This window comes from Paraburkholderia sp. BL18I3N2 (genome assembly GCF_003001875.1).
Lineage (GTDB): Bacteria > Pseudomonadota > Gammaproteobacteria > Burkholderiales > Burkholderiaceae > Paraburkholderia > Paraburkholderia phytofirmans.
This window is the reverse complement of sequence record NZ_PVNC01000004.1, coordinates 316,816-332,662: the sequence shown is the minus strand read 5'-3', so window position 1 is coordinate 332,662 and position 15,847 is coordinate 316,816. Positions and strand designations below refer to the sequence as shown.

At 62.8% G+C, this 15,847-nt stretch carries 12 protein-coding genes and 1 tRNA gene; 5 read left to right on the top strand and 8 right to left on the bottom strand.

The genetic code is table 11. The features are described 5' to 3' along the window. Nucleotides 1-78: 78 nt before the first annotated feature. The 3 genes from B0G75_RS14645 to B0G75_RS14635 all read right to left on the bottom strand — a co-directional run bounded on the left by B0G75_RS14645 (nt 79) and on the right by B0G75_RS14635 (nt 4,935). Nucleotides 79-2,064, bottom strand: a complete 1,986-nt coding sequence (locus tag B0G75_RS14645; protein WP_012432241.1) for a DNA topoisomerase IV subunit B — start codon at nt 2,062-2,064, stop codon at nt 79-81. A 351-nt stretch (nt 2,065-2,415) separates the two neighbouring features. Then, the gene (locus B0G75_RS14640) at nt 2,416-4,353 is read right to left on the bottom strand and encodes an ATP-binding cassette domain-containing protein (protein ID WP_106306464.1); all 1,938 of its coding nucleotides are present in this window, start codon (nt 4,351-4,353) and stop codon (nt 2,416-2,418) included. Between the two features lie 180 nt (nt 4,354-4,533). Next, complete coding sequence (locus B0G75_RS14635; RefSeq protein ID WP_106306461.1) at nt 4,534-4,935, bottom strand: DUF4399 domain-containing protein; 402 nt, start codon at nt 4,933-4,935, stop codon at nt 4,534-4,536. Nucleotides 4,936-5,261: 326 nt separating this feature from the next. On the opposite strand from B0G75_RS14635, the gene B0G75_RS14630 reads away from it, so the two are divergent. The 5 genes from B0G75_RS14630 (at nt 5,262) to B0G75_RS14605 (ending at nt 9,380) form a co-directional block, all read left to right on the top strand. Next, on the top strand, nt 5,262-5,453 hold the full coding sequence (locus B0G75_RS14630) for a rubredoxin (protein WP_007175738.1): 192 nt from the start codon (nt 5,262-5,264) through the stop codon (nt 5,451-5,453). Nucleotides 5,454-5,901: 448 nt separating this feature from the next. Then, on the top strand, nt 5,902-6,324 hold the full coding sequence (locus B0G75_RS14625; RefSeq protein WP_106306458.1) for a hypothetical protein: 423 nt from the start codon (nt 5,902-5,904) through the stop codon (nt 6,322-6,324). 557 nt (nt 6,325-6,881) lie between these two features. Then, nucleotides 6,882-6,956: transfer RNA gene (locus B0G75_RS14615), tRNA-Arg, on the top strand. Between the two features lie 167 nt (nt 6,957-7,123). After that, complete coding sequence (locus B0G75_RS14610) at nt 7,124-8,323, top strand: integrase arm-type DNA-binding domain-containing protein (RefSeq protein ID WP_106306452.1); 1,200 nt, start codon at nt 7,124-7,126, stop codon at nt 8,321-8,323. A 316-nt stretch (nt 8,324-8,639) separates the two neighbouring features. After that, nucleotides 8,640-9,380, top strand: coding sequence for a hypothetical protein (locus B0G75_RS14605; RefSeq protein ID WP_258194475.1), 741 nt, complete (start codon nt 8,640-8,642; stop codon nt 9,378-9,380). Here the strand turns inward: B0G75_RS14605 and B0G75_RS14600 are convergent. From B0G75_RS14600 to B0G75_RS14580, 5 genes are read right to left on the bottom strand one after another with little or no spacing between them, the layout of a single operon-like run. Next, nucleotides 9,316-9,825, bottom strand: a complete 510-nt coding sequence (locus B0G75_RS14600; RefSeq protein WP_146142518.1) for a hypothetical protein — start codon at nt 9,823-9,825, stop codon at nt 9,316-9,318. The genes B0G75_RS14605 and B0G75_RS14600 overlap by 65 nt on opposite strands. A gap of 25 nt (nt 9,826-9,850) precedes the next feature. Continuing rightward, the gene (locus tag B0G75_RS40685; RefSeq protein ID WP_181309272.1) at nt 9,851-11,194 is read right to left on the bottom strand and encodes a phosphoribosylglycinamide synthetase C domain-containing protein; all 1,344 of its coding nucleotides are present in this window, start codon (nt 11,192-11,194) and stop codon (nt 9,851-9,853) included. Next, nucleotides 11,191-13,299 carry a hypothetical protein gene (locus B0G75_RS40680; protein WP_181309271.1) on the bottom strand — a complete coding sequence of 703 codons (2,109 nt, stop codon included), beginning with the start codon at nt 13,297-13,299 and terminating at the stop codon, nt 11,191-11,193. The genes B0G75_RS40685 and B0G75_RS40680 overlap by 4 nt, the downstream gene beginning before the upstream one ends. After that, nucleotides 13,299-14,795, bottom strand: a complete 1,497-nt coding sequence (locus B0G75_RS14585) for a hypothetical protein (RefSeq protein ID WP_106306436.1) — start codon at nt 14,793-14,795, stop codon at nt 13,299-13,301. The genes B0G75_RS40680 and B0G75_RS14585 overlap by 1 nt, the downstream gene beginning before the upstream one ends. 8 nt (nt 14,796-14,803) lie before the next feature. Then, nucleotides 14,804-15,781: a hypothetical protein gene (locus B0G75_RS14580; RefSeq protein WP_106306433.1), complete on the bottom strand. Its 978-nt coding sequence runs from the start codon at nt 15,779-15,781 to the stop codon at nt 14,804-14,806. Nucleotides 15,782-15,847 lie beyond the last annotated feature (66 nt).

Below are 15,847 nucleotides of genomic sequence, written 5' to 3'. Positions count from 1 at the left end.
AGATTCCGTATCCGTGTTTGGCGTGAAGTTTTCGTGCGAAGTCAGAGCGCGGGCAGACATGCCCGCAAAACCGCTCGCTCAGATGTCCGCTTCCACTTCGTTGCCCTTTTCTTCCAGCCAGCTGCGGCGCGACGCCGCTTCGCCCTTGCCCATGAGCATCGTCATGCGCGCGACCGTGGCGTCGTAGTCGAGTGCGCCGAGCGCCACCGGACTCAAGCGCCGCGTGTCGGGGTTCATCGTGGTGTCCCACAACTGTTCCGCGCTCATTTCGCCGAGGCCCTTGAAGCGGCTGATCGACCACTGCGTGTCGCGCACGCCGTCCTTGCGCAGCTTGTCGAGAATCGCTTCGAGTTCGCCTTCGTCGAGCGCGTAGAGCTTCTGCGCCGGCTTCTTGCCGCGCGCGGGCGCATCGACCCGGAACAGCGGCGGACGCGCCACGCACACGTGTCCGCGTTCGATCAGTTGCGGGAAATGCTTGAAGAACAGCGTGAGCAGCAAAACCTGAATGTGCGAGCCGTCGACGTCCGCATCCGACAGAATGCAGATCTTGCCGTAGCGCAGGTTCGACAGATCGACCTTGTCGTCAGGGCTATGCGGATCGACGCCGATCGCCACCGAGATGTCGTGCACCTCGTTGTTGGCGAACAGCCGGTCACGCTCGGTTTCCCACGTATTCAGCACCTTGCCGCGCAGCGGCAGGATGGCCTGATATTCCTTGTCGCGGCCCATCTTCGCAGAGCCGCCCGCCGAGTCGCCCTCGACGAGGAACAGTTCGTTGCGGCCGATTTCCGTCGATTCGCAATCGGTCAGCTTGCCTGGCAACACCGCGACGCCCGAGCTCTTGCGCTTCTCGACCTTTTGCCCGGCACGCGTGCGCGCCTGCGCCTGCTTGATGACGAGGTCGGCGAGTTTTTTGCCGAGCTCGACGTGCTGATTCAGCCACAATTCCAGCGCCGGCCGCGCGAACGACGACACCAGCTTAACCGCGTCGCGACTATTCAGTCGCTCCTTGATCTGCCCTTGGAATTGCGGATCGAGCACCTTCGCCGACAGCACGAACGAGACGCGCGCGAACACGTCTTCCGCCAAAAGTTTGACGCCCTTCGGCTGCAGGTTATGCAGCTCGACGAAGCTCTTCACAGCTTGATACAGACCGTCGCGCAAGCCGGACTCATGCGTGCCGCCCGCGGGCGTGGGAATCAGGTTGACGTACGACTCGCGCATGAGCGTGCCTTCCTCGCTCCACGCGACGACCCACGCCGCGCCCTCGCCTTCGGCAAAAGTCTCTTCGCTCGCGCGCGAGTTTTCGGCGTAGCGCTCGCCCTCGAACAGCGGAATCAGCAGATCGCTGCCGTTCATGCCTTCGAGCAGATAGCCACGCAGACCGTCTTCGTATTTCCAGGTTTGCTGTTCGCCGGTTTTCTCGTTGATCAGCGTGACTTCGACGCCCGGCAGCAGCACGGCTTTCGAGCGCAGCAGACGTTGCAGTTCGCCGAGCGGCAGGTTCGGCGAATCGAAGTATTTCGGATTGGCCCACGCGGTGACGCGCGTGCCGGATTTCTTGTCGCCCTTCGCGGCGGGCCGCACTTCGAGTTCCTTGGCGACGTCGCCATTGGCGAAACTCAGTTCGGCGATCTTGCCGTCGCGCCACACGGTGACGTCGAGGCGCGTGGACAGCGCGTTGGTGACGGACACGCCGACGCCGTGCAAGCCGCCCGAAAACGTATACGCGCCGCCGGCGGCTTTATCGAACTTGCCGCCCGCGTGCAGGCGCGTGAATACGATTTCCACGACCGGCACGCCTTCTTCCGGATGCAGACCGAACGGAATGCCGCGGCCGTCGTCTTCGACGGAAACCGAATGGTCCGCGTGCAGCGTCACGGTGATTTGCCGGCCGTAGCCGCCGAGGGCTTCGTCCGACGCGTTGTCGATGACTTCCTGAATGATGTGCAGCGGATTCTCGGTGCGGGTGTACATCCCGGGCCGTTGCTTGACCGGCTCCAGGCCCTTCAACACCTTGATCGACGCTTCGCTATACGCGGCGTTTGGCTTTTTCGTAGACATGGTTGACTCGGATGCGTCGGTTCATCGTTGTCCACAGGTCCTGTTCAGAAAGCTGTGGACAATGCGTTGAGTTTTCAAAAAAAGCGAAACGAAACAACGGGGTTAGGTGGGGTGCCCGCAGTGCGGGCAAGCTGTTTTGTCGCATGGCTTCCCGTTGGCGCGCTCGACGGCGGCTCGAAGCCTGCCCATCGACCGGGCGGGGCAACGTCGACGCTGGTGCGAACGCCGGGGAAGCCTGTTCGCGGGGTATTTTACTGATTTCGACCCGGGCGGCAATTCACGACGCGAAGGATTGGCCGTCCGGATAAGGGACCGCGGTGGCGCAGCCGGTTCCGGCGCCACGCGCACGCCTCATTTGCGCCGGTTTTCCAATTCGTCCCAGCGTTCCAGCGCGAGCAGCAGTTCTTCGTCGATCGCGGCATAGCGCTCCGTCAAACGCGTGCCTTCCTGCGCGTCTTTGGCGAACACCGAGCCGTCTTCGAGTTGTGCGCCAATTGTTTTCTGCTCGGCTTCGAGCGCGGCGATCTTTTCCGGCAGCGCCTCCAGTTCACGCTGCTCCTTGAACGACAGCTTCGCGGCGCGTTGCGTATTGCGGCCCGCCGCGCTGTCTTTGGCCGCTGCGGTCTCTTTGCCCGCGTCCTTGCCGGCTTCTTTCTGCGCGTCCAGCGCCATTTGCTGCGAACGGTCGCGCTGGATCTGCCAATCGGTAAAGCCGCCGACATACTCGCGCCACTTGCCGCCGCCTTCGGACGCGATCACCGAGGTCGCGACGTTGTCGAGGAACGCGCGATCGTGGCTGACCAGCAGCACCGTGCCGTCGTATTCCGTGAGCAGTTCTTCGAGCAGTTCGAGCGTGGGGATATCGAGGTCGTTGGTCGGCTCGTCGAGCACCAGTACATTGGCCGGACGCGCGAACAGACGCGCGAGCAGCAGGCGGTTACGCTCGCCGCCCGAGAGCGACTTGACCGGCGAACGCGCGCGTTCCGGCGCGAACAGGAAGTCGCCGAGGTAGCTCATGACGTGCTTCTTCTGACCGTTGACTTCGACCCATTCGCTGCCCGGGCTGATGGTGTCGGCAAGGCTCTTTTCCAGATCGAGCTGCGCGCGCATCTGGTCGAAATACGCGACCTGCAGATTCGTGCCGATGCGCACCGTGCCCTCGTCCGGCGCCAATTCGCCGAGGATCATCTTGAGCAGCGTGGTCTTGCCCGCGCCGTTCGGACCGACAAATCCGATCTTGTCGCCGCGCATAACCGTAGCCGTGAAGTTGTCGACCACCGTGCGCGCACCGTAGCGCTTGGTCACGTCGGTCAGTTCGGCGACGATCTTGCCGGACTTTTCGCCCTGCCCGACGTCGAGCTTGACGTTGCCCAGCACGTTGCGGCGTTCCGCGCGCTCGTTGCGCATCTCCACGAGCCGCGCGATCCGGCCGACGCTGCGCGTACGGCGCGCCTCGACCCCTTTGCGGATCCACACTTCTTCCTGCGCGAGCAGCTTGTCGAACTTGGCGGCTTCCACTTGCTCGATTTCGAGCTGCTGCGCCTTGCGCGTCTGATAAGCCGAGAAATTACCCGGATACGAGAGCAGACGCCCGCGATCCAGTTCGACGATGCGTGTGGCGACGCGATCGAGAAACGCGCGATCGTGGGTAATGAAGAGCAGGCCCGCGCGCAGCGAGACCAGCAGGTCTTCGAGCCAGCGGATACCGTCGAAATCGAGGTGATTGGTCGGCTCGTCGAGCAGCAGGACGTCGGGCTGTACGACCAGCGCGCGCGCCAGCGCGACGCGCTTTTGCATGCCACCCGACAGCGAGCCCACGCGCGCCTCGCCGTTCAGGCCGATCTGTTGCAACGTGGTGGCCACGCGCGTGCTCCAGTTCCAGGCGTCCGAATGATCCAGCGACGATTGCAGCGTGTTCATGCGCGACATCAGCGCGTCGTGCTCCGCGCCTTCCGGTTCGTCGGCGAGCTGGTTGGCGACCGCGTCGTATTCGTCCAGCAGCGCGCGGGCGTGCGTGAGGCCGGCGGCGACCGCCTCGAACACCGTGTCGTCCGTGTCGAACTCCGGCTCCTGAGGCACATAAACCGAAGTCAGGCCCTGCTGACGCGTGACGAGGCCGTCGTCAGGTTTGCTCAGATCGGCAACGATCTTCAGCAGCGACGACTTGCCCGCGCCGTTGCGGCCGATCAGGCCGACGCGTTCGCCCGCTTCGAGAGAGAAATCCGCGTGATCGAGCAACGCGACGTGACCGAACGCCAGTTGGGCCCCGGTAATGGTGTAAAGCGACATGGAGATTTGGAGAAGGCAGCGATGAGTCGGAACTGCCCATTGTACCGGGCGCACGGGCGGGTGCCTGTATGCCGGAAGAGATAGATCGAATGGCCGGCTTGCGGGCCGCGAACAGGCCCGCTGCGCATGGTGAAGAAGCCCGGACGCGTTGATACGCGCCCGGCTGCCTCGTGCGGCGGGTTACTTCACGTGCACCGTGATGGTCTTGCTCATTTCCGGACCGTACGAACGATGCGCACCGTCGCCAAATTGCAGCGTCAGCGTGTGGTCGCCTGGCGGCAGCGTCAGATCGGTTTCGGTCTGGCCCTTGCCGAAGTGCAGCGACTTGTCGTTCGCGGGAACGACCTCGCCCTTGGGCACCGGCTTGCCGTCGACCAGCAGATGATGATGGCCCGTGCCTTCGGTCATCGTGCCGGCCGGCGCGATCTTCATGCCGTCGACGCCGAACACCACGTGGACGGGATTGCTGACGGTGGCGCCGTCCGCCGGCTGCACGAACGACACGCTTGCGGCCTGGGCCGCGCCGGATACGGCGAGCAATCCGGCCAATGCCGCACCGACCAACCATTTGTTTTTGAACATCGTTTTTCTCCTTTTTGGGAAACGAGAGTCTGCGTGGGCCATGCCGGCGACGACGGCGCCTCAATGTGCCTGAGGCCGATCGTCGCAGTTCATGCCCGGCGCCCCGGCGCGCCGGTCCAAAAGATCAGCTGCGGATCAGAGCATACACGCTGTGTGTGACGGGGTCCGTCAAGTGGGTACGGCGTTTGTCACGGGCGCTTTGCGGCGTTGCCGGATCGGGAGTTTTCTGTGGGATTGACAAATTCCGGTAATATTGCGGGTCGCCGCCATGCCCAAAAAAGGGGCAGACTGAGCGGATTTTGCATCGAACTAGAGAAGAGTGCGTCGTGAGCGAAGTAATTGAAGTGACTGAATATAAGAGCTGGGTCTGCCTGATTTGCGGCTGGATCTACAACGAGGAAGAAGGCCTGCCCGAGGAAGGCATCGCACCGGGCACGCGCTTCGCCGCGATTCCCGAAGACTGGCGCTGCCCGCTGTGCGACGTGGGCAAGGCCGAGTTCGCGGTGGTGGAGTTCTGAGGCGAATTCGCCGGATCGCCGGCGCGCTGCGTTAGTTCGTTGCGCGTGTCGGCAGTTTCATGCGGCCCAGCAGGCGTTGACTGCTGGGCCGTTTGTTTTTTGGGGCGGCTTTGTCGGGGCTATCTCCTATCTGCTATCTGAAAAAGGAGCGCAAACTCCCCTTCTTTGAACACCTGTCGATCGACTTCCCCCAGCGCGCCATGACTGTTCTGCCAGTCAAGGATGCCGGATCGACAACCCGCCCAGCGGCCAACGCTTGTCCGGTCGCGCCAGGCATCATCCCGAAACCTGCGCCTATTCCGCCATCGCCCGGCTCTGCGCGGCGCGGCGCACATTGCGCTGCGCATCGCCCCCGTAAAACACACGACTAGGTGACGACGCAGTGCGGGTTTCGGCCCGGCGCGCGTCCCCAAAAAAATCAAGTCGAAAAACAAACGGGGAGTAACACATGACAACGACATGGAGACACGGCATCGCGCTCGCGATGCTGCTTGCGGCAAGTACTGCGGCGTACGCCGGGGTGGACTGCGATGGCGGACGCGGCGGATACCGTTTCCAAACATCGGATGGCTGGTTTCAAAGCGACAAGCTGAAACATTTTGCGGTCTCCGCACCTTTCGGTGCGCTCGGCGCTTACCTGACGCGCGACACCGAGCATCCCGTCATTTACGGCACACTCATCGGCACGATACCTGGCTTGATCAAGGAAGGCATCGACGGTACCTGCCGCAGCAGTGGCTTTTCCTACAAGGATCTGGCCGCGGATATAGCGGGCGCGTTGTCGGGGGCATTGCTGACTAACTGGGCTATCAGTCTCAGTCGCGATGCGCGGGGGCACACCGTCGCGATCTCGTATCGGGGTCGCTTTTGAGGGGGATGGGGGGAGTCGGTTGCTTTGGAGGGCGCGTTCGTGATCGGGTTCGTGGTTGGGATCTGGAAGCGTCTTGAGAGCGCGGATAGGGGATCCGTGACGTGCTACTGGCTATCTTTATTCTTGCCCAAATCTGACGACGCGCTGCGTCGTCAGATTTGCTGCTGCGTTAGTTTCGGACACATCGTGCGGGCGCTGCGGATTGTCGTCTGCATCGATTTTATGGCGACGCGTAGAGCGGACTCGGTGGAGCCCCGCGGCACTTTTATCGTAAGTGGGCCGACGTCGATGGCGGTGCCGGCAACGGCCGCCTGGCCGCTGTCGATCTCGACCTCACTCGCCGGCGTCCGGGCCTTTGCGGCATCTCTGGTTTTAATCGCTTTTTGTTATACTCTGCGCTCGCTCGCATACTCGGGCAAGGCAGAGACTGCTGTAAACTGGGTTCACCGGCTGTCGCGGCGCTTCATTTAGGAAGAAGCAGAAAGGCCGGAAACGCCCGCGGGTCAGACTGAAGTTGATAGCGGCGAATGCTCAGTCGTCGCATCGCAGATATCCATCTCCCTGTAGTTCAATGGATAGAACAAGTGCCTCCTAAGCGCTAGATACAGGTTCGATTCCTGTCAGGGGGACCAGATAGCCTCCCAGCATCTCCCAAGTTTGCCCAGAAAAGCCCCGTAAGCCTTGCGCTGCGGGGCTTTTTGCTGCCATCATTGCCCATATCTTCCCAATACAAGCCAGATTCGTTGGGGGTATCGGTGGGGATATCGCCGAATACCCCCAAATTCGATACCCCCACATCATGCCCAAGCAGATCGCGCCTCTGAGCGAGCTTCAAGTCCGCAAGGCCAAGGCGGCCGAACAGCCCTATCGCCTCGCCGACGGCAAGGGGCTCTATCTCCAGGTGATGCCCAACGGCTCGCGCTACTGGCGCATGAAGTACCGGTTTGACGGAAAGGAAAAACTCGCATCGTTCGGTGTCTACCCCGAAGTCAGCCTGGCGGATGCGCGCAAAGCGTGTCTTGCTGCACGGCAATTGCTGACCGCGGGCAAAGACCCGTCTGAGGAAAAAAAGGAAGTGAAGCGCGCGCGGGCGCTTGAGGCGGTGTCCTCGTTCGAGGCGGTGGCCCGCGAGTGGTTCGAGTCACAGAAGGCTGGCTGGACAGAAGTCTACGGCGGCAAGGTGATCAATTCGCTCGAAGTGGACGTTTTCCCGAAACTCGGTGCCAAACCGATCGGAGACATCGAGGCACCTCACATGCTGGAAATCGTGCGCGCGATCGAAGCCCGCGGCGTACGCGAGACGGCCAAGCGGGTGCTCCAGCGATCGCGCGCTGTTTTCCAGTACGGCATCATGACCGGCCGATGCTCGCGCAACCCGGCTGCGGATATCGACGCTGAAACCGTGCTGAAGAAAGGGACCGGCGTCAAGCACATGGCCCGGGTGAAGCCGGTCGAGATCCCGCAGCTCATGAAGGACATCGCCGAATATCAGGGCGACGTGGTGACGCGTCTCGCACTGCGTTTTATGGCGCTGACCTTCGTCCGCACGACCGAGATGATCAATGCGGAATGGACCGAGATCGACGAGCAGGCGCGCGAATGGCGCATTCCGGCCGAGCGCATGAAGATGCGGGATCCGCATATCGTGCCGCTCTCGAAGCAGGCTCTCGAAACAATCGAAGAATTGAGAAAGCTGAATGGCGCCGAAAAGCATCTCTTCTACAGCGTGCAAGGCAGGAGCAAAGGTCCCATTTCCAACAACACCATGCTATTTGCGCTGTATCGCATGGGATACAAGTCCCGCATGACCGGCCACGGGTTCCGCGGACTGGCGGCCACGGTATTGCGTGAACTCGGCTACAGCCGCGACGTCGTCGATCGCCAACTGGCTCACGCGGAGCGCAATCAGGTCACGGCGGCCTACGTGCACGCAGAGTATTTGCCGGAGCGCCGCAAGATGATGCAGCAGTGGGCAGACTACCTCGACGAGAAGCGCTGAAATCTATCGCCGCCCACGGTTACCGCGACAAGAAAAAATTAGAGCATCTCGACGTTGCTCCACACGTGAGGTTGACCATGAAAATGATCGCGATTTTGTCGACGGTGATGCTTCTGGGTGCATGCGGTGGGGGCGGCGACGCGCCCTCGCCAACGCCGCGCTTTATCCCATCCGTAGGCCCGCAACTACGTCCTTGTGAGACAACGGCACCGACCGCGCCGCCCTGCCCGGCATCCGCTACGCAATGAAGTTATACGCGACGAACGACATTCCCACGTCGATCCGGCGCGCCCATGGAGACTTCACGCACGTCCTCGTGAACCGCGGATACACGACGATCAAGCCGGTGTTTTTCAGGTCGGTATTGATCGCCGACCTGCCCGTGTATCAATGGGGATTCTGGAAAGACGCCACGCGCGGGCAGCATGAAAGATGGCGCAAGAACGGTGGCGTGCTGATCGACGAATATGCATTCTCCGACAAATCTGGCGCGGCCGACGTGCTTGTTTTTGTCGAGTGCCCGATGACGATGCAGCGCATTGTTCAGTCGAGCCAGCACATCGCCGAATATACGGTCATCCCGCGGCCACACACGTGGCGCGTGCACGAGGAATGCATCGAACTGCGCACGCCCACCGTCGACGCGCTGAGGCTGCTCTGGCGGGCCGCTCACGGCCGGCGCATCTCAGACGATCAGCTGGCCCGGGAAACCGGCGTACCGCGCCAGCATGTGACCTACATGCGCGCCAGCCTGAAGCCGACAGAGGAATGGGTGATGAAACCCCGACTGCAGCCGGAATTCGCCGCATTCCAAGCCGCGTGGGAATGGATCGGCGCCGGCCGCTGCGCGTTCAGGAAGGAAGTGAGAGAGGCTGGGCATCGCGCGGCGATCAAGGAAATGGCGCGACTCGGGCACATCGCGCTAGAGAGGGTGCAGGCCTATCCGGACGTCGAGCCAGACTGGGAACGAGTCGAGCGCCGCAGGCTCGAGGCTATGGCTGATCTGGCTGCAGTTCGATCGTTACTTGAGGGACTTCCTGACCACCTTCAAGCTTGATCACTGTCTGCCGGATCTCCTTGATGCGGGGGGCGTTCTGGTGATACAGGGCGTTCAGCTCGCTTAGCGCGTGCTCGATCTCCCTGTCGCCCGCGACCTGCTGGTGACCGCCGCGCAGCGCGAGCGCCGCCTGAAACTTCACCTTCGCCATCGCGCCGCTGTTCTGGTGTGACATCGTGGCCAGCTTGTGCAACTCCTCGATGCCGACGATCTTGTAGGCGAGGCTCAGATCCGCCAGACGGTTCTCGAACTGCTCGACGCTCATGCGCGAGTAGGCAGGATCGATCTTGACCTTCTCAATCGCCGCGGCGAACTGCTGAAGTTCGGCGGAAGCGCGGATGTAGCCATCCAGTTCGCGCGCCGTGCAGTCGAGCGTCGTCGACGCGAGGAAGATGTCTCCCTTCGCCTCGGTCAGCGCTTCCTTGATGGATTGCTCCGAGATCAAGCCCGCACGTTTCGCGCGTTTCATGTCAGTACCCCAACCCGTTCGCGTAACCCATGCGCTGAAGATCGGGCAACTGCTTCTTCAGCCGGCCGACACCGATGTCGGTCCGATAGAACGGACTGTTCGGAATCTTCACCTTCTTGATCGCGCTATACGCAGAGCGGCGCGCGCCGGTGATCGTCTCGCCGGTGCCGGTGGCGATCAGAACATAGTCGCCGGCGGTCACTGGCCCCGGCAGGTCGACCACCTTGCCATTCACCTCGCGCGGCGCCGTGCCCATCATGACCTCCGAAAAATGCAGGTGCTCCATGTCTTCGGCGCCGTAGATCGGGATGCCGCACAGTTCCTTGTTCGTGACCTTCGAATAGGGGAAGTCGGGAAGCGCCATCAGGACAGAAATGCATACCTCGTCCATGCGGATCTTCAGCGTGTCGCGCCCTTCGATTTTGTCCTTCATCCACTGCGCAGGATCGCCCTCGATCAGCGCCGTGAGGTTGTGCCGGATCGGCCAGCCATCACGCATCGTCCACTCGAGCGGAAACGGACCCTTGCCGTCGGTCGGAATCATGCAGTTCACGTCGACGTAGCCGACGTACCCGATACGCTTCAGATGCTCGGTGGCCGGCGTCAGCACCTCGTCGGCCAGCTTCGACTTGCGCACCGCGCGCACCGTCGTGCCCATCTCGCCGGTGTTCACGCCGAGGTCGCCGTTCATCAGCTTTTTGTTTTCCCAGTTCTCGATCCAGACCTTCGACCAGCCATCGGGCCCGAAGAAGCCGCCTACCGCCATCTCAATGCCGTCGATCTTCTCCTGCATGATGAAGCCGTCGGCGCGCGCCGCAGCGCGGTATTTGTCGATCCTCTTCCAGCGGTTGAGCATGTAGACCATATCGGCGGCGCTGTTCGATACGTACGACATCGCACGCTCGCCGTCGCCGGACGGCTTCGACACGAACGGCTTGCACTCGCGCTTCACATACTCGATTGCCGAATCGTAGTCGTGGAACGTCTTGCCCGGGATGATGCGCATACCGCACTCTTCCATGACCTTCTGTCCCATCTCGCGGTCGAGCTCCCATTCGACTGCGGCGAGATTGCAGCCATAGATCGGATAGCCCATCGCGCGGTACGGTTCGAGCATCGTCAGATATTTCACATTATCCGGCGTGTAAATCAGGTCCGCCCACCCCAGCCACTTCCTTCTCAGCTCATCGAAATCGCGAATCTTCGGCACGATTCCCTCGCCGGCGTGCCGGTCGGTACCGTCGGCGCGCGGCTGGTCGTACCACGCAACCTGATGGCCATGGTCCTGGCAGCGCATCAGCCAGTCAAGGCAGTTCGAGCCGACATCGATTGCAAGAATTCTCATTGCTGCGGCGCTCCGGTAACGGTCTGGCCAAACTTGGCACGCAGCGCGCCGAGGGCGGCATTGCGCGCCGCCGGCGTGCCTGCTGCATAAGCCTTGCGCAGCAGCTCGCGGCCCGGCTCTGAAAGCAGCGCTTTTGACGCGATCCACGGCGTGACGATGGACGCACCGGCCGCGACTGGATGTGCCAGCGCGATCGCCGCGGTGCCAAGCATGTGGCCAGCGGCAGACGTGCCCGATGGATTCGCTCCTGTGCGATCGCCCGCGCGCGCCATCGTGTCGGTAACATCCTTGATGTCCCTGATCTCTTTCGCGGTGAATCCCATCTCTTCCAGCTTGGGCTGCACTCTGTCGATTTCCTTGCGGAATCTGGCGAACGAAATTCCCGATGCACCGGGACCGCTGTTCGTCGCCTGCTCCAACCCGTTGCGCAGCACGAACGATTTGGCATCCTGCAGAACCTGCGGTGCGTGCTCGCGCAGGATCGCGGTCACCTGAGCCGCCTGGCTCGGCTGCATCGTGAGATAACGTTTCGCGATCGCCTCGGGCGCCTTCGTCGAGAACGTCTCGTTGGAAAACGCGGCGTCCGTTACGTCCTTGCCGAGCAGCTTTCCAAGCGCCGACTGATCGATAAATTCGATCGATTTCGACGCCTTCGCATAGTTCTGGTTCGCGTCCTTCAGCGCTTTCGCGATCGGCGTTCCATCCGTACTGGCTGCATCGAAGTCCTTGTTGATCGCGCCGAACAGCCGGCGGGCCAGCATCTGGTTCGCGTTCGGGTCGATGTCGGAAAAGATGTTGCCGGTACGGCGGGCCGCCTTGCCCCATGCCGCACGCGTCTTCATCGCATCCGACACGGTCGCCGCCTTCGCAGCGGGCGTGGGCGGAGTCGGCAGACGCGCAGGTTGACCTGAAGGCAGGACGATAGGCGACGCAGACTGACCTGATTGCGCTTCGGTGAGCTGATCCAGGAGCCCGCGCGCCTGACTGGCGATCTTCTTCGCATCGCCGGCGGGCACGTTTTTGTTTTCCTCGATGATCTTCTGCAGTTCGTCTGTGACGTTCTGGTATTTGATCACCGGCTTGTTGCCCGCGAGGGCACGCACCTTGCCGTAATCGGAAGATGCCTGCTTGTCACGTTGTGCAGCGATCTTGCCCACGGTATCGACGTAGGCAGACCGCAGCCGGTTACCGATCGCCTCCGGATCCGCAACGCTTTGCGTGCTCAACTGGTCCGCGAGTTGATTCACGCGCGCGGCGCCGGCCGCAATCTGTTTCGCCTCGTCGACCTGCGCGGTACCCTTCGACGGAAAAAGCTCGCGCAGCCGGTTTTCCAGGAACTGAAGCGACGAACTCCCGGTTTCCTGCCCGAGCGTGAGTGGGATGCCCGAAGACTCCGAGGCGCGCGCGGCTTCCGACTGCGGCGGCCGCGAGATCTGGCCCGGACGGGTAGTCGCGAGGCCGCCAACGCCGCCCCCCAGTAACGTGCCCGCGAGACGCCCCGGCGCGCCGCCGATGTCCTGCCCCGCCTGCCCACCCAGCGCGCCGCCAAGCTGCGGGAGAACACGGCCCATCACGCCCTCACCTGCACCCGGCAGAGCGGCGGCGGGCAATGCCTGCAGTGCGGCCGCACCGTATCGTTGAGCAGCCGTGCGAGGCTCAGCTGACTTGGTGATGATGCCGAGCTTTTTCATCGCCGCCTGCAGAGCGTCATCGCTCACCGGCAGCTTATCCGCCGTTTTCGGCAACGCCGACACCGGCTTCTGTTTGCCGGACATGCCGCCGGTCACCATGTCGAGCGCCTTATCGAATGCTTTCGCAGGCAGATCGATGAGGCTCTGCGCCTTCTCCGCAACCGGCCCGACTGCCCCCGCTACGCCCTTCGCCAGGTTTCCACCGACAAAGCCGGTCATGCTCTGTGGCGATTGATCTGCTGCAGGCTTTGCAGCAGGCGCAGGAGCGCCGCCCGGCGTTGGAGATGAAGCGCCAGCACCAGGCGATCCGATACGCTGCTGCAGGATCGCAAAGGCCTGTTCCTTAGTCGCGCCATCGGGACCCTCCACGTCGTAGTTCTTCCCGTCCGGCGATGTGAACGTGAACTTGGTCATCAGTGCTCCGTGACGGACCATCCGGCGGGCAGGCCTCCCGCCGGCGGTGGCGGATTGGCCATCGGCGCCTTGCGCGTCACCGCCTCGCGGAATTCGCTGCGCACCTGCCCCGGTGACTGCTGGGCGGCCGCCATCTCGCGCTTCATCATCGACACCACCGAAGCGTATTGCTCCGGCGTCTGCGCGGTATTCAGCATCTCGCGCGCGTGCTCCTTATCGCTCACCGTCGGCGTGCCGCTCGGCGACACTGCGCGCGCGTATGCGTTGATCAGCGAATTCGTCGCGGCACCGAAAGCAACGATCTTCGGGTCCCCGGTGTTCGTCTGGTATGCATTGAGGGCCTTGTTCGCCGGCACAAACTGGCTGCGCGGTACAGCCTTCGACGCCTCCTGCGCGATGTCGGCGAACTGGCTCGCTTCGTTGACGGCCATCCCGGCCTGCGCGGTTCGCGTGCCGAGTGCGCGCTCGCCAGACTTGACGCCCTCGAATTCCGCCACCGAGGCAGCCAGATCCCGACCTGTCATGCCCTGCTCCTGCGCCTGCTTCCGGACTTCGTTGCGAAGAGCGACGATGTTCTTCGAGCCCTGAACGCCGCGGCCAAGGTTCTGCAATACCGTACGGTCGCCGGCGAGATACTGCTGGGCCATGAAACTGAGGTCTTCCTTGTCGAGCGCCGAATTCGGATCACCCTGCAGGCGACTGTTCAGCGACTCGCGGCGGATTTGCAGCATCTGCTGCTGGATGCCGAGCGAGTCCTGGTGAGCCTGCTCGCGATCGGCGCGATTGGCTGAGTTATCTTCCGCGCGCTGGCGCAGCGAGTCGTAGCGCTCCTGCAACTGCGCGAGTTGCAGCTGGTGCTGGAATTGCTGCTGCAACTGCGCGGCCTGGCTCTTCGCCTGCGAGTCCAGAATCGGCGTGAGCTGCGAGAGTCCCGCCATCAGATCAGCGCCACTCAGCCCCTGATCCTGAAGCACCTTGACCGCACTTTCGAGCGTCAGCGGACCTTGCGCGGGCTGCTGCGAACCGGGCGAAGCCGTCGGCGGCGCCGGAATCGATGCCGGAGACGCCGCCTGTGTCGGCGATGCGCTAGTCGGCAGCGGGCGGAAAGGCGGCAGACCGCGCGCCGGCATTCCACCGCCAGCACCACCGACCGGCAACGGCGGCCGACTCATCTGGCCGGGAACCGGTCCGGACGGCAGCGGCACGCCTCCCTGCGGCGCCTGCATGCCCTGCGGTGCAGGTTGCATACCTTGAGGCTGCTGCATCGGTTGCGACGCCTGACCGGGCGGCGGCGGAAGTTGCGGCTGCTGCTGTCCAGCGAGCAACTGCGGCAGCGCATTGCCCGCCGCGGCGAGCGCGGCCTGCTGGCGTTGACGGTCCTGTTGCTGTTGCTGGAACTGCGCCATCTGAATCTGCGCATACTGGCGCTGCATGGCCTGCTGCTGAGCCTGATCCTGGTACTGCAGAAAATACGGGAGTCCTGAGAGTCCGGCCATGATTCACCTCATTGCAGCGTGAAGCCGTACGAATTCCCGCCACCGCTGTAGTACGGGCTGCTGTTGAACGCGCCGCTGAAATCGCCACTACCAAACGACCCGGTTGTGCCGTTGAAAAAGTTGCTGAAGCCACCCGCGTTCTGCACGGCATTTCCCACGCCGGTAATTCCCTGGGAGACCGCGCTACCGAGCGCGCCCGCACCCTGCGACTGCGCCTGGAACGGTACGCTCTGGGCGCCCTGGCCGTAGTTCATATACGGGATGGTCTGGCCCATGATCCCCTCGGCCGGCCCGTACACGTTCTGGTTCAGGAACGAGCCATACGTGTTCGCCAGGTTTCCCGGAGTTGCAGCGATAGTCTGCGCGGTCTGATACGGAACCTGACCGCCCATCAGCGTATAGCCAGGCGCTTGCGTCAGGGCAGTGGCGCCCGCCTGTCCATAGTTGCCCGCTGTATTCGCGGCACCGGTATATGCGGACAAGCCTTGCGCCGCGCGTGAAAGCTGGTTGTTCTGCCAGTCGATATTGAAATTCGACATCGCCTGATTCGCGACGCCAGCGCCGGCGGCCGACGACCCGAGACCGTACATCGAATTGGTCGCGCCAGTCTGATCCTGAAGCTGTTGGGCGGTGCGGGCATAGAGCGCATTCTGCGGGTCCAGACCCATGTTATAGACCTGCTGCCCTGCGCCGAGTAGCGACTGCTGGGTAGCCAGATCCAGATTGCCGAGACCGGTGAGCGCGGTGCCAGCATTCGTGTAGCCAGTGCCGGCATTGTTCGCGGCTGTCTGATACGCGGTGCCGTATTGCTGTCCTGCCTGCACCCCTGCCTGCAGAGAATTGAGCCCGTACTGGTTCAGATCCAGATTGGCATAGTCGTTGTTCAGCGACGACAGCAATCCTTGCCACGTCTGGTCTGCGGTGGCCAGCCCGGTCGGTACGTAGTAGCTGCCCCCGGAAGAACCTCCGGACGTGCCGGGAGACATGGCGCTCGATACCGCGGCGCCAGCTACCGAAGCTCCGACCGCTCCAACGACTCCCCACGGCATGGC

Coding starts and splice junctions, on each gene's coding strand:
- B0G75_RS14645 (WP_012432241.1), bottom strand. CDS start 2,064: ATGTCTACGAAAAAGCCAAACGCCGCGTATAGCGAAGCGTCGATCAAG.
- B0G75_RS14640 (WP_106306464.1), bottom strand. CDS start 4,353: ATGTCGCTTTACACCATTACCGGGGCCCAACTGGCGTTCGGTCACGTC.
- B0G75_RS14635 (WP_106306461.1), bottom strand. CDS start 4,935: ATGTTCAAAAACAAATGGTTGGTCGGTGCGGCATTGGCCGGATTGCTC.
- B0G75_RS14625 (WP_106306458.1), top strand. CDS start 5,902: ATGACAACGACATGGAGACACGGCATCGCGCTCGCGATGCTGCTTGCG.
- B0G75_RS14610 (WP_106306452.1), top strand. CDS start 7,124: ATGCCCAAGCAGATCGCGCCTCTGAGCGAGCTTCAAGTCCGCAAGGCC.
- B0G75_RS40685 (WP_181309272.1), bottom strand. CDS start 11,194: ATGAGAATTCTTGCAATCGATGTCGGCTCGAACTGCCTTGACTGGCTG.
- B0G75_RS40680 (WP_181309271.1), bottom strand. CDS start 13,299: ATGACCAAGTTCACGTTCACATCGCCGGACGGGAAGAACTACGACGTG.
- B0G75_RS14585 (WP_106306436.1), bottom strand. CDS start 14,795: ATGGCCGGACTCTCAGGACTCCCGTATTTTCTGCAGTACCAGGATCAG.
- B0G75_RS14580 (WP_106306433.1), bottom strand. CDS start 15,781: ATGTCTCCCGGCACGTCCGGAGGTTCTTCCGGGGGCAGCTACTACGTA.